The organism is Micromonospora citrea, from assembly GCF_049629545.1.
Lineage (GTDB): Bacteria > Actinomycetota > Actinomycetes > Mycobacteriales > Micromonosporaceae > Micromonospora > Micromonospora citrea_A.
In genome coordinates this window covers 117,634-130,335 of the sequence record NZ_JBNADX010000011.1, presented here as the reverse complement: position 1 = coordinate 130,335, position 12,702 = coordinate 117,634, and the positions used below count along the sequence as shown (strand labels likewise).

At 71.8% G+C, this 12,702-nt stretch carries 13 protein-coding genes; 11 read left to right on the top strand and 2 right to left on the bottom strand.

What is annotated here, in order from left to right; translation table 11 throughout:
• The first annotated feature begins 10 nt into the window (after window positions 1-10).
• The 5 genes from ACPFP2_RS14650 (at window position 11) to ACPFP2_RS14630 (ending at window position 2,263) form a co-directional block, all read left to right on the top strand.
• Window positions 11-310 carry a hypothetical protein gene (locus ACPFP2_RS14650; RefSeq protein ID WP_424089708.1) on the top strand — a complete coding sequence of 100 codons (300 nt, stop codon included), beginning with the start codon at window positions 11-13 and terminating at the stop codon, window positions 308-310.
• A complete protein-coding gene (locus tag ACPFP2_RS14645; RefSeq protein WP_424089707.1) occupies window positions 274-573 on the top strand; it encodes a hypothetical protein in 300 nt (99 codons plus the stop codon). The genes ACPFP2_RS14650 and ACPFP2_RS14645 overlap by 37 nt, the downstream gene beginning before the upstream one ends.
• A 241-nt stretch (window positions 574-814) precedes the next feature.
• On the top strand, window positions 815-1,165 hold the full coding sequence (locus ACPFP2_RS14640) for a DUF2203 domain-containing protein (RefSeq protein WP_424089706.1): 351 nt from the start codon (window positions 815-817) through the stop codon (window positions 1,163-1,165).
• Window positions 1,166-1,223: 58 nt separating this feature from the next.
• Window positions 1,224-1,706: a GNAT family N-acetyltransferase gene (locus ACPFP2_RS14635; protein ID WP_424089705.1), complete on the top strand. Its 483-nt coding sequence runs from the start codon at window positions 1,224-1,226 to the stop codon at window positions 1,704-1,706.
• A gap of 8 nt (window positions 1,707-1,714) precedes the next feature.
• Complete coding sequence (locus ACPFP2_RS14630; RefSeq protein WP_424089704.1) at window positions 1,715-2,263, top strand: GNAT family N-acetyltransferase; 549 nt, start codon at window positions 1,715-1,717, stop codon at window positions 2,261-2,263.
• Between the two features lie 123 nt (window positions 2,264-2,386).
• Here the strand turns inward: ACPFP2_RS14630 and ACPFP2_RS14625 are convergent, their stop codons facing one another.
• Window positions 2,387-3,079 (bottom strand): NADPH-dependent F420 reductase, encoded by a 693-nt coding sequence (locus tag ACPFP2_RS14625; protein WP_424089703.1) that lies wholly within the window; start codon window positions 3,077-3,079, stop codon window positions 2,387-2,389.
• 249 nt (window positions 3,080-3,328) lie between these two features.
• Between ACPFP2_RS14625 and ACPFP2_RS14620 the strand changes: the two genes are divergently transcribed.
• Window positions 3,329-4,132 carry an SGNH/GDSL hydrolase family protein gene (locus ACPFP2_RS14620; protein WP_424089702.1) on the top strand — a complete coding sequence of 268 codons (804 nt, stop codon included), beginning with the start codon at window positions 3,329-3,331 and terminating at the stop codon, window positions 4,130-4,132.
• Window positions 4,133-4,512: 380 nt separating this feature from the next.
• Window positions 4,513-6,795, top strand: coding sequence for a glycoside hydrolase family 44 protein (locus ACPFP2_RS14615; protein WP_424089701.1), 2,283 nt, complete (start codon window positions 4,513-4,515; stop codon window positions 6,793-6,795).
• Between the two features lie 206 nt (window positions 6,796-7,001).
• Here ACPFP2_RS14615 and ACPFP2_RS14610 read toward each other — a convergent pair whose 3' ends face one another.
• Window positions 7,002-7,490, bottom strand: a complete 489-nt coding sequence (locus tag ACPFP2_RS14610) for a glutathione peroxidase (RefSeq protein ID WP_424089700.1) — start codon at window positions 7,488-7,490, stop codon at window positions 7,002-7,004.
• Between the two features lie 144 nt (window positions 7,491-7,634).
• Between ACPFP2_RS14610 and ACPFP2_RS14605 the strand changes: the two genes are divergently transcribed.
• The 4 genes from ACPFP2_RS14605 to ACPFP2_RS14590 all read left to right on the top strand — a co-directional run bounded on the left by ACPFP2_RS14605 (window position 7,635) and on the right by ACPFP2_RS14590 (window position 12,445).
• Window positions 7,635-9,263 carry a glycosyl hydrolase family 18 protein gene (locus ACPFP2_RS14605; protein ID WP_424089699.1) on the top strand — a complete coding sequence of 543 codons (1,629 nt, stop codon included), beginning with the start codon at window positions 7,635-7,637 and terminating at the stop codon, window positions 9,261-9,263.
• Window positions 9,264-9,441: 178 nt separating this feature from the next.
• On the top strand, window positions 9,442-9,918 hold the full coding sequence (locus ACPFP2_RS14600; protein ID WP_424089698.1) for a hypothetical protein: 477 nt from the start codon (window positions 9,442-9,444) through the stop codon (window positions 9,916-9,918).
• Between the two features lie 69 nt (window positions 9,919-9,987).
• On the top strand, window positions 9,988-11,394 hold the full coding sequence (locus ACPFP2_RS14595) for a class II 3-deoxy-7-phosphoheptulonate synthase (protein ID WP_424089697.1): 1,407 nt from the start codon (window positions 9,988-9,990) through the stop codon (window positions 11,392-11,394).
• Entirely contained in the window at window positions 11,387-12,445 is a 1,059-nt protein-coding gene (locus tag ACPFP2_RS14590; RefSeq protein ID WP_424089696.1) for a threonine aldolase family protein, read from the top strand. Before ACPFP2_RS14595 ends, ACPFP2_RS14590 begins: the two co-directional genes overlap by 8 nt.
• Window positions 12,446-12,702: the final 257 nt, after the last annotated feature.

Genomic DNA, 12,702 nt, shown 5'->3' with positions numbered 1-12,702 from the left:
CCGTCCGCCGATGATCGTCGCCGTGCTGGATGCCTGCGTCCTCGTGCCCAGTGTGCTCGCCGACACCCTGCTGCGCTGCGCCGAGCAGGATCTGTATCGCCCGCTCTGGACCCGGGCGATCCTCGATGAGGTTCGCCGGAACCTTCCGCCGTCGGTACTCGGTGCCAAGGCCGAACGCAGGGTCGAGGTCATGCGAGAGTACTTTCCGAAAGCGATGGTCTCAGGCCATGAGCACCTCGTCGTCGAGATGACCAACGATCCCAAGATCGCCACGTGCTCGCCGCCGCCGTCGCCGCCGATGCGGAGGTGATCGTCACCGCCAACCTTCGTGATTTCCCGGACCACGCGCTCGCGCCGTATGCCATCGAGGTGCTGCATCCGGACGATTTTCTCTGCATGCTGCTGGACGACGCCCCGGAACGGATCGCAGACATCGTCGTGCAGCAGGCGGAGGCCACCGGGAGGGGCGGACGGCCGAAGCTCAGTGTGGAGGACGTCTTGAGTGGCCTGGCTGGATGTCGGGCGATCCGGTTCGCCCACCGGGTCTCCCTCGACCTGGCGGACGGCCGTTAGCCCGGAGGTTCCACCTTGAGTCGATCTTCCAGGGAGTTGCTCGCGAACTTCGTCCTGATGCCCCGGACGCCGTACGCCAGCCGACTGAAGGTCCGCGACGTGGGGGCCGGCGTGGGCATCGAAGGGGTCTTCGAAGCGGAGAAACGAGAGGACGATGTCCCGCGCAGCATGATCCTCGCGGCGAAGCCGGACATCCCTGAGGCAGGGCGCCGGTCATGCGGTGGTGCCCCATACTGGCCCGGTGTTCACTCTCGCCCAGGCGCGCCATCTGGTGGCCACCCTGCGTCCCCGCGTCGACGAGCTGATCCGGCTCCGCGCCGACCTGGCCGAACTCCGCGCCGACCTGGCCGCCCACGGCGTCTCCGTGCTCGGCGGGGTGGCCGAGGTGAAGGCCCTGGAGGCCCGGCTGCACGCCGTGCTGGAGGAGCTGAACTCCCACGACATCCAGGTCAAGGGCATCGCCCCGGTGCTGCTGGACTTCCCCGGCGAGCGGGACGGCCGCCCGGTGCTCTGGTGCTGGCTGGAGGGGGACACCGACGTGCGCTGGTACCACCGGATGGAGTGCGGCTTCGCCGGCCGCCGTCCGGTCTGAGGATCGGCCGGTCGCGCCGGGTCCCCATCCGTCCGACCTCGTCCGGTACGGTCCGATCGTGATCACGGTACGGCGGGCCGGGGGCGCGGACGCGGCGGAGATCGTCCGGCTGCGCGGGGTGATGCTCGCGTCGATGAGCGGTACGCCGCCGGCGCCGGGGCCCTGGCAGGAGGCGGCCCGGCAGGTGCTGCGCGACCACCTCGACGCCGCCGACGCGACGATGGCCGTGTTCGTGGTCGACGCGCCGGGGCGTCCCGGCGTCCTCGCCGCCTGCGCCACCGGCACCGTGGAGCAGCGCCTGGGTGGACCGGCCAACCCCGACGGCCGCACCGGGTACGTCTTCAACGTCGTCACCGATCCCGGGCACCGGCGGCGCGGCTATTCCCGGGCCTGCCTGACGGCGCTGCTCGACTGGTACCGCGACCGGGGCGTACGGAAGATCGATCTGCGGGCGTCGGCGGAGGGTGAGCCGCTCTACCGCTCGCTCGGCTTCGCCGACGTCTCCGGCCCCACCCTGCGGCTGAGCGTGCCGCCATCCTGAGGAGGACCATGTTCGCCCTGCCGTTGACCGACACCGCCGAGTTGCGGCCGCTCTGGCCGTGGCACGCGGAGGAGTTCCTGGCGAACCTCGACCGCTGCCGGGAGCACATCTCGCCCTGGGTGGGTGCGTCCTTCGTGGCCACCGACCTCGACTCGGCCCGCAACGTGCTCCAGCGTTACGCCGACCGGTGGGCGCGCGATGGCGGCGGCATCTGGGGGATCTGGGACGGCGGTGTGCTCGTCGGCGGCGTGCTGTTCGTCTCGTTCGACGTGGCGCAGGGCGTCTGCGAGGCCGGTTGCTGGCTGGAGCCGGCCGCCGAGGGGCAGGGGCTGATCACCCGCGCCGCCGGCCGGATCATCGACTGGGCGATCCGGGAGCGCGGCATCGTACGGGTGGAGTGGCACACCAACCCGGAGAACGTGCGCAGCATCGCGGTGGCCCGGCGGCTGGGCATGAGCCACGACGGGACGCTGCGGCAGCACTACCCGGGCCCGTCCGGGCGGGTCGACTCGGCGATCTGGTCGGTGCTCGCCTCGGAGTGGCGCGCCCCGGCCTGACCGCGCGGCGTCCCCCGGAGTTGGAGCGGCTCACCAGCCAGGTGCACCGGGACGAGGTGGCCGGCGCGAAGTGACGCCGCGGCAGCCCCGGGCGCTGCCGGGGCCACCAGGCGTCACCGTCGGTCAGCTGTCGGCGTAGCGGCGGGCGGCGGCCAGGGCGGCGCGCACCGTGTCCGCGTCGGCCGGGGCGGCCTGCCCCCAGACGTCCGCCGGGTCGGCCGCGTAGACGAGCCCGTACGCGGCGGTGTCCCGCTGGAACCGCCAGCCCTCGGCGAGCGGCCCGGCGTCGACCGCGTCGTACCCGATGGAGTCGAGGAACGCGGTCACCTCGGCCTTGGCGGTGGCGTCGTCGCCGGCGATCGGCAGGGCGCTGCGGTCGGCCGCGCCGGCCGGGCGGGCCAGGGTCAGCAGGTGCGCGAAGTAGATGTTGTTGAAGACCTTGACCACCCGGGACTCCGGCAGGTGCCGCTGGAGCAGTTCGCTGGTGGTGGTGGACTCGTCGTCCAACTCGGGGAAGCGCCCGTCCCGTTCGGCGGGGTAGTAGTTGTTGGTGTCGAGCACCGTCTTGCCGGCGAGCGGCGCGACCGGCACCTCGCGGTAGGCCCGCAGCGGAATGGTGACCACGACCAGGTCACCGGCGCCTGCCGCCTCGGCCGGGGTGGCCGCCCGGGCCCGGGGGCCGAGTTCCTCCACCAGGTCCTTGAGCGTCTCCGGTCCGCGCGAGTTGCTGAGCACCACGTCGTGACCAGCGGCCACCGCGAGCCGGGCCACGGTGCCACCGATGTTGCCACTGCCGATCAGTCCCACAGTCGTCATGTCCGGTGCCAACCCGGCCCCCGGCGGAGGGATTCCCGACCAGGTCGGTGGGTTGGGTCACGTCCGTTGTGGACGGATCCGCGCGATGCGTCCCGTTGACGGAAACCTTCATCCAATTAAGATCGTCCGGCAAGCATTTGTATCCAAAGGGATCTATGGGCGACAGGCGTGGAAACGGTGATCTTCCGAGCCTGCAAGATTCGCTGATATCAATCTCCCACCACCACTTCCGACCCCCAGGAGTGCGACGTGCGGAGATCCCGTCTCGTAACCTTCGCCCTGAGCATGGCCGCCTCCCTCGGCGCCACGCTCGTCCTCGCGGTGCCCGCCCAGGCGTCGCCGTCCGACCACTACGTCGCCCTCGGCGACTCGTACGCCTCCGGCGTCGGCGCCGGCAGCTACACCGCCGAGAGCGGTTCCTGTCAACGCAGCACCAAGGCCTACCCGGCGCTCTACCAGGCCAACGTCAGGCCCGCGTCGTACCGATCGGTGGCCTGCTCCGGGGCCAGGACCACGGACGTGACGAACAACCAGCTCTCCGCGCTCTCCTCGACCACCACACTGGTCAGCGTCACGGTGGGCGGCAACGACGTCGGCTTCGCCAACATCATGACCACCTGCGTGCTCTACGGGGAGACGCAGTGCGTGGCCGCCGTGCAGGCCGCCGAGGACAAGGCCCGCGCCCAGCTGCCCGGCCTGCTCTCCACCGTCTACAAGGGCATCCGGGCCAAGGCGCCCAGCGCCCGGGTGGTCGTGGTCGGCTATCCGGTCTTCTACCAGCTCGGCACCTTCTGCGTCGGGCTGACCGCCACCTCCCGGGCGAAGATCAACGAGGGCATCAACCTGGTCGACGACATCACCCGCAGCGCCGCGCAGGCCGCCGGCTTCACGTTCGCCGACGTCCGGTCGATCTTCGTCGGGCACCAGTTGTGCAGCTACGGCGAGAAGTGGCTGCACGCGTTGAACTACGCCAACATCGGCATCTCGTACCACCCGACGGCGGCCGGCCAGTCGGGCGGCTACTACCCGGTCTTCCGTTCCGCCGCCGGCTGACCCGCCCGCGCTCCCGGGCCGCGCCGCCCCATCGTCCACGGTGGTCCGGCGCGGCCTCGGCGTGCGGTGGTCCCGTCACGCGTGTGGTCCCGACGCGTGGGGCCGGGGCGGGTCGGCATGGCGCGCGTGCGGTCGCGCTCCGGGCGGCCCGGGTCTGCCGGCGTCCAGGTGTGCCAGGCGGCGACCGTCGAGGATCGGTCCGTCCGCCGTGCGAAATTTCCGGAAGTTTTCCCACGCACCGTCGCTGACCAGGGGGTTTCGAATCGTATCGACATGATCGTTTGCCAGCTCGGCGGCGTTGACGAGTGGCGAGGAAAGCGCAATCCTCGATGGAAGCGCTCCCATCGGCGAGCTCAAATCCCTGCGTGAGAGGAAAGCTCGTGCGTCCCACCACAGCACTGCTGCCGGTCGCCCTGGCCGTCACCCTCGGCGGCCTCGCCCTGCCGCAACCCGCCCACGCCGCGGCCGGTCCGGCGCTGGCCGTCGACACCACCGCCGGCCGGCACGCGATCAGCCCGTACGTCTACGGCATGAACTTCGCCGACGAGGCGCTGGCCCGCGACATCCGGCTGCCGGTCCACCGCTACGGCGGCAACCACACCACCCGCTACAACTTCCGGCACGACATCACCAACCGCGCGTCCGACTGGTACTTCGAGAACCTGCCGAACGACAACGCCGACCCGGCGAGCCTGCCGAAGGGCTCGGAGACGGACAAGTTCGTCACCCAGGACAGGGCCACCGGGGCCGAGACCATCATGACCGTGCCGATGCTCGGCTGGGTCGCCAAGGACCGCACCCGGTCGTGCTCCTTCAGCGTGGCCAAGTACGGACCGCAGCAGTCGACCGATCCGTGGTGGCCGGACTGCGGCAACGGCAAGAAGACCGACGGCACCCCGATCACCACCAACGACCCCGAGGACACCAGCGTCGCGGTCGGCCCGGAGTACGCCACCGACTTCGTCAACCACCTCAAGAGCCAGTTCGGCAGCGCGGCGAACGGCGGGGTGGAGTTCTACAACCTCGACAACGAGCCCGACCTGTGGCACTCCACCCACCGCGACGTCCGCCGGCAGGGGCTCGGCTACGACGAGCTGCGCGACCGCACCTACGCGTACGCCGCCGCGATCAAGGCGGCCGACCCGGGCGCGAAGACCCTCGGACCGGTGGGCTGGGGCCTGAACTCGATCCACTTCTCCGGCCTCGACCAGGACACGTGCAGCCGTACCGGTTGCTGGGGCAACCCGCCGGACCGGGCGGCGCACGGCGGCAAGGAGCTGGGGCCCTGGTACCTGGAGCAGATGCGCGCCTACGAGCAGGAGCACGGCACCCGCATCCTGGACTACTTCGACATCCACATCTATCCGCAGCAGGCCGGCGTGCACAACAAGGAGGCCGGTGACGCGGCCACCCAGGAGCGGCGGCTGCGCTCCACGCGGCAGCTGTGGGACCCGACCTACGTGGACGAGAGCTGGATCAACAAGCCGATCCGCATGATTCCCCGGATGCGCGAGCTGGTCGACCAGCACTACCCGGGTACGAAGATCGCGATGACCGAGTACAGCTGGGGCGCGTACGGGCACCTCAACGGGGCGCTCACCCAGGCGGACATCCTCGGCATCTTCGGCCGCGAGGGCCTGGACATGGCCAACCTGTGGACCGCGCCGGAGGCCGACGAGCCGGTGGCGCACGCCTTCCGGATCTACCGCAACTATGACGGCTCCGGCGGTGCGTTCGGCGAGACCTCGGTCAGGGCCACCAGCGCCGACCAGGGCAAGCTGGCGATCTACGCGGCCGAGCGCAGCGCGGACAAGGCGCTGACCATGGTCGTGGTGAACAAGACGGGCGACGAGCTGACCAGCCCGGTCGCGCTCACCGGCGCTTCGGCCGGCACCGCCCAGGTCTACCGCTACAGCGGCGCGAACCTCGCCGGTATCGTCCGGCAGGCCGACCAGGCGGTCGGCGCGGGTGGCTTCACCGCCACCTTCCCGGCCAACTCGATCACCCACATCGTGCTCCCGCGCGGCGACGGCAACGGCGGCGACACCCAGGCCCCGACCGCGCCCGGCAAGCCGGTCGCCGGCACGGTCACCAGCGGCAGCGTCGCGCTGAGCTGGGCGCCGTCGACCGACGACGTGGGCGTCACCGGGTACGACGTGCACCGCGTCGAGGGCACCGGCACGGTGAAGCTGGGCAGCGCCACCGGCACCTCGTACACCGCGACCGGGTTGGCGGCCGACACCTCGTACACCTTCGTGGTGACCGCCAGGGACGCGGCGGGCAACGTCTCGGCGGCCTCGCCGGGGCTGACCGTGAAGACCGCGCCGTCGACCAACCCGACCGCCGGCTGCACGGTGAAGTACGCGGCCAACACCTGGCCGGGTGGGTTCACCGCGAACATCACCGTCACCAACTCCGGGACCACCGCGATCGATGGGTGGAAGCTGGCGTTCGACTTCCCGACCGCCGGGCAGAAGCTCGGCCAGGGCTGGTCGGCGACCTGGAAGCAGGAGGGCGCCACGGTGACCGCGCAGAACATGAGCTGGAACGGCAGGCTCGCGCCGGGCGCGTCCACCGGGGTCGGCTTCAACGGCTCGTGGACCGGGTCGAACCCGGCCCCGACCGGCTTCACCCTCAACGGATCGGCGTGCACGATCGGTTGACCTGATCGCCCGCCGGCGTGTCCGCGCCGGGGGCGGTCGACCGACGAGCCCGGGGTGGGTCACCACCCCGGGCTCGTCCTGGTCGGGGAACCGCCCCAGGTCCGCCGGGTCCGCTCCAGGTCTGCCCCAGGGCCGCCCGCGTCCCCCCCCAGGTCCCGCCCGAGGTGGCCGGGCCGCCGGGTCCGCCGGGGCCGTCGGGGTGCCGGTCAGCCCGGCAGGACCTTCTCGACGGTGGCGCGCAGCTCGGGGGAGTCCGGGGTGACCGTCGGGGCGAACCGGGCGGCCACCGTCCCGTCCGGCGCGACCAGGAACTTCTCGAAGTTCCACCGCACGTCGCCGGTGTGCCCCTCGGCGTCCGGGGTGTCGACGAGAGCCGCGTAGAGCGGGTGCCGGGCCGGGCCGTTGACGTCCACCTTCTCCGTCAGCGGGAACGTGACGCCGTAGTTGACCTGGCAGAACTCGCCGATCTCGTCGGCCGTCCCCGGCTCCTGCCCGGCGAACTGGTTGCACGGCACCCCGAGCACCACCAGGCCCCGGTCGGCGTACTCGCGGTGCAGTTGCTCCAGGCCGGCGTACTGCGGGGTGAGCCCGCAGCGCGACGCCACGTTCACCACCAGCAGCGCCCGGCCACGGTACGCGTCCAGGTGTGCCGGGCCGCCGGCCAGCGCGTCGATCTCGATGTCGAAGACGGTCATGCCCGCGAGGCTACGCGTCCGGGACGACGATGCGGAGCGGGCCGCGGCAAATCGACGCATGCACATCTTGACGAAGTGATGACAGCGTGAGTAGCGTCTCCCCATCCTTCTGGAAAGTTTCCTAACTGTTTGGGGAGGTGCCACATGAAGAGATCGCTCCGCCGCGCCCTCTGGGCCGGCGCCGTGGTCGCGCTGACCGTCGCCGCGGTGCCGGTGACCTCGGCGTTCGGCGCCGGGAGCGTCACCGCCACGTTCGCCAAGGCGCAGGACTGGGGGACCGGCCACGAAACGCGGGTGACCGTCGCCAACGGCTCCAGCGCCAACGTCGACACCTGGCGAATCGAGTTCGACCTGCCCGCCGGCACCACCATCAGCAGCTCCTGGGACGCCGACGTCACCAGCAGCGGCAACCACTACGTCGCGGTCAAGAAGAGCTGGGCCGGTCCGCTCGCCCCGGGCGCGACCTTCAGCTGGGGCTACAACGGCACCGGGCCGTACAAGGCGCCGCTGAACTGCACGATCAACGGTGCGCCGTGCGGCGGTGGCGGCACCCCGACCACCTCCCCGACGGCCTCACCCACGGTGTCGCCGACCGTCTCGCCGACCACGCCCCCGCCGACCACGCCGCCGCCCACGACCACCCCGCCGCCCAACCCGGGCGGCAAGAAGGTCGTCGGCTACTTCGCCCAGTGGGGCGTCTACGGCCGCAACTACCACGTCAAGAACATCCACACCAGCGGCTCGGCCGCGAAGCTGACCCACATCCTGTACGCCTTCGGCAACACCACCGGCGGGCGCTGCACGATCGGTGACAGCTACGCCGACTACGAGAAGGCGTACACCGCCGCGGACAGCGTCGACGGCGTCGCCGACACCTGGGACCAGCCGTTGCGCGGCAGCTTCAACCAGCTGCGCAAGCTCAAGAAGATGTACCCGCACCTGAAGGTGATCTGGTCCTTCGGTGGCTGGACCTGGTCCGGCGGCTTCACCCAGGCCGCGCAGAACCCGGCCGCCTTCGCCGACTCCTGCCACAAGCTGGTCGAGGACCCGCGCTGGGCGGACGTCTTCGACGGCATCGACGTCGACTGGGAGTACCCGAACGCCTGCGGCCTCACCTGTGACTCCAGCGGCCCGAACGCCTTCAAGAACCTGGTCGGCGCGCTGCGTACCAAGTTCGGCTCGTCGGCGCTGGTCACCGCCGCGATCACCGCGGACGGCAGCAACGGCGGCAAGATCGACGCCACCGACTACGCGGGCGCCGCACCGCAGCTCAACTGGATCATGCCGATGACGTACGACTACTTCGGCGCCTTCAACGCGCAGGGCCCGACCGCCCCGCACTCCCCGCTCTACTCCTACGCCGGCATCCCGCAGCAGGGCTTCTGGTCCGACGCGGCGATCCAGAAGCTCAAGTCCAAGGGCATCCCGTCCGAGAAGCTGCTGCTCGGCATCGGCTTCTACGGCCGCGGCTGGACCGGGGTGACCCAGACCGCCCCCGGCGGCACCGCCACCGGCCCCGCCCCGGGCACCTACGAGCAGGGCATCGAGGACTACAAGGTGCTCAAGAACACCTGCCCGGCCACCGGTACGGTCGCCGGCACCGCGTACGCCAAGTGCGGCGCCAACTGGTGGAGCTACGACACCCCCTCCACCATCGGCGGCAAGATGACCTACGCGAAGAACCAGGGCCTCGGTGGCGCCTTCTTCTGGGAGCTCTCCGGTGACACCGGCAACGGCGAGCTGATCGGCGCCATCAAGGGCGGTCTCGGCTGAGCCGAGCGCCGACGCACCACCCACACGGCGGGGAGGGACCACGGTCCCTCCCCGCCCGGCGCTGCACCTGACCGGGCGCTCATCGGTGCGGTGTCGGCGGGGCCGTGGTGGTCGACGCCGCATCGATGTGACAGACTCGCCGCTCGGCATCTCGACGTCCCCAGCGAGGGGAGGACCCATGCGCCCGAGGCACCGCGCGACCGCCGTCGCCGCGCTCGCGCTCCTGCCGCTGTCCCTGCTCGGCTGCGGCATCGGCGACGACGACGAGGACGCCGTTCCCCTCGACCGTGCCCCGGCCGAGGAGGCCGCCGTGAAGTCCCGGGAGCGGGTGCAGGCGTACCTCGACGCGATGTCCGCCAAGGACGTCGACGCCGGGCGCAGCCAGCTCTGCGCCCCGATGCACGCCGCCTTCGACACGGCGGCCACCGGCCCCAACGGTGACTTCGCCGACCACTTCGAGGTGCCCAAGGCGGCGATCACCGACGTGCGCACCGGCCCGGCCGGGCAGGAGGTCAGCACCTCCGTGACCGTGTCGGTCGGGGCGAAGGAGGTGGTCCGGCCGCTGTTGTTCACCGTCACCCGGGTCGGCGCCGACTGGTGCATCTCCGGCGAGGCGCCCGGTGCGCCCACCCCGGAGACGTCGGTCACCCCCTGATGCTCCCATCTGCCGGAACCGTCACCCTCCATGACGGGTCGGTCGAGCCGTCGCCGTACGCTTTCTCCCATGCGCCATGAGTGGCATCAGCTGAGCTACCCCGCCGTGAGCAGCCCCGCGCTGCAGACCAGCCGTCCCACGGTCGACTCCGCCGAGGACGCCGCCCTCGGCCTGGACCGCTGGCGGGACCTGCCCCGGGCGCAGACCCCGCCGTGGCCGGACCCGGCGGAGGTCGCCGAGGTCTGCAAGGTGCTCGACACCGTCCCGTCGATCGTCGCCCCCTACGAGGTCGACCAGCTCCGCCAGCGCCTCGCGCTGGTCTGCGAGGGCAAGGCGTTCCTGCTCCAGGGCGGCGACTGCGCCGAGACCTTCGCCGACAACACCGAGAGCCACCTGCTGGCCAACGCCCGCACCCTGCTGCAGATGGCCATCGTGCTGACCTACGGCGCGTCGCTGCCGGTGGTCAAGGTCGCCCGGGTCGCCGGGCAGTACACCAAGCCGCGGTCGCTGCCGACCGACGCCCGGGGGCTGCCGGCGTACCGCGGTGACATGATCAACGGCCTGGAGGCCACGCCGGAAGCGCGGGTCGCCGACCCGCAGCGCATGATCCGGGCGTACGCGAACTCGGCCGCCGCGATGAACATGCTGCGCGCGTACCTGGCCGGCGGGCTGGCCGACCTGCACGCGGTGCACGACTGGAACAAGGGCTTCGTCCGCAACTCCCCGGCCGGCGAGCGCTACGAGGCGATCGCCCGCGAGATCGACCGGGCGCTGGCCTTCATCCGGGCCTGCGGGATGACCGACGAGGAGGCGCTGCGCACGGTCACCCTGCACTGTTCCCACGAGGCGCTCGCCCTCGAGTACGACCGCGCGCTCACCCGGGTCTCCGGCAACCGGGCGTACGGCCTGTCCGGGCACTTCCTCTGGATCGGCGAGCGGACCCGGCAGATCGACGGCGCGCACATCGACTACATCTCCCGCATCGCCAACCCGATCGGGGTCAAGCTCGGCCCCACCACCACCCCGGACGAGGCGATCGAGCTCTGCGAGAAGCTCAACCCGGACAACATCCCCGGCCGGCTCACCCTGATCAGCCGGATGGGCAACCACAAGGTCCGCGACGCCCTACCGCCGATCGTGGCGAAGGTGACCGCCGCCGGGGCCAAGGTCGTCTGGCAGTGCGACCCGATGCACGGCAACACCCACGAGTCCTCCAACGGCTACAAGACCCGGCACTTCGACCGGATCGTCGACGAGGTGCTCGGCTACTTCGAGGTGCACCGCGGCCTGGAGACCCACCCCGGCGGCCTGCACGTCGAGCTGACCGGCGAGGACGTCACCGAGTGCCTCGGCGGCGCGCAGAACATCGCCGACCTCGACCTGCCCGACCGGTACGAGACCGCCTGCGACCCGCGGCTGAACACCCAGCAGTCGCTGGAGCTGGCCTTCCTGGTGGCGGAGATGCTGCGTGGCTGACGTCATCCACGACGCGCGGACCGGTGACGGGCCGGTCGACCTGCGGTCGGACACCGTCACCCGGCCCAGCGCCGGGATGCGGGAGGCGATGGCCACCGCCGAGGTCGGCGACGACGTCTACGGCGAGGACCCGACCGTCACGGCGCTGGAGGCCGAGGTCGCCGCGCTCCTCGGGCACGAGGCGGCGCTCTTCGCCCCCACCGGCTCGATGGCCAACCAGATCGCCCTCCAGCTCGTCGTGCCCGCCGGTGACGAACTGCTCTGCGACGCCGACGCGCACATCGTCACGTACGAGATCGGGGCCGCCGCCGCGTACGGTGGGATCTCCTCGCGGACCTGGCCGGCGGTCGGCGCGGAGATCGACCCGGACGCGGTCGCCGGCATGGTCCGGCCGGACGGCTACTTCGCCGTGCCGACCCGGGCGATCGCCGTGGAGCAGACCCACAACCGGGGCGGCGGTGGGGTGATCCCGCTGGCGACCCTGCGGGAGCTGCGCCGGGTCGCCGACGACAACGGGCTGGCGCTGCACTGCGACGGGGCCCGGATCTGGCACGCCCACGTCGCCGACGGGGTGCCGCTGGACACCTACGGCCGGCTCTTCGACACCCTGTCGGTCTGCCTCTCCAAGGGGCTCGGCGCCCCGGTCGGCTCACTCGTCGTGGGCAGCGCCGAGAAGATCGCCCGGGCCCGGTTCCTGCGCAAGCGGATGGGCGGCGGGATGCGCCAGGTCGGCGTCCTCGCCGCCGCCGGTCGATACGCCCTCGCCCACCACGTCGAGCGGCTCGCCGCCGACCACGCCAAGGCGGCCCGGCTGGCCGAGGCGGTCGCCCCGTTCGGGGTGCTGGCCGGCGCGGTGCGGACCAACATCGTCCCGCTGGACCTGACCAAGCACCCGCTGGACGCCAAGGCGCTCGCCGCCGCCGCCCGCGCCGAGGGCGTGCTGGTCTCGGTCCTCGGCCCGCGTACCGCCCGCCTGGTCACGCACCTGGACGTCGACGACGCGGCGATCGACCGCGCCGCGGAAACCCTCACCCGCATCCTCCGCGCCTGATCCCCTGCGTACCGGCGAGCCCGTGCCCGGGTGGGCGCGGGCTCGCCGCGCTTGCGCGCCCCGCGCCACCCTCGGCCCCGCGCCAGGCACTGCTTCCGGGCCGCCGCGTGCTGCTCTCGGTCCCGGGCTGCCCCCCGCTTCCGGTGATCAAGAAGTTTGCGTCTCCCAGCGGCGGAATCCTGACGCAAACCTCTTGATCATCACCGAGGCGGGCGGGGGCGGCCGAGGCGGGGGCGGGCCGAGGCGGGGGCGGCCGA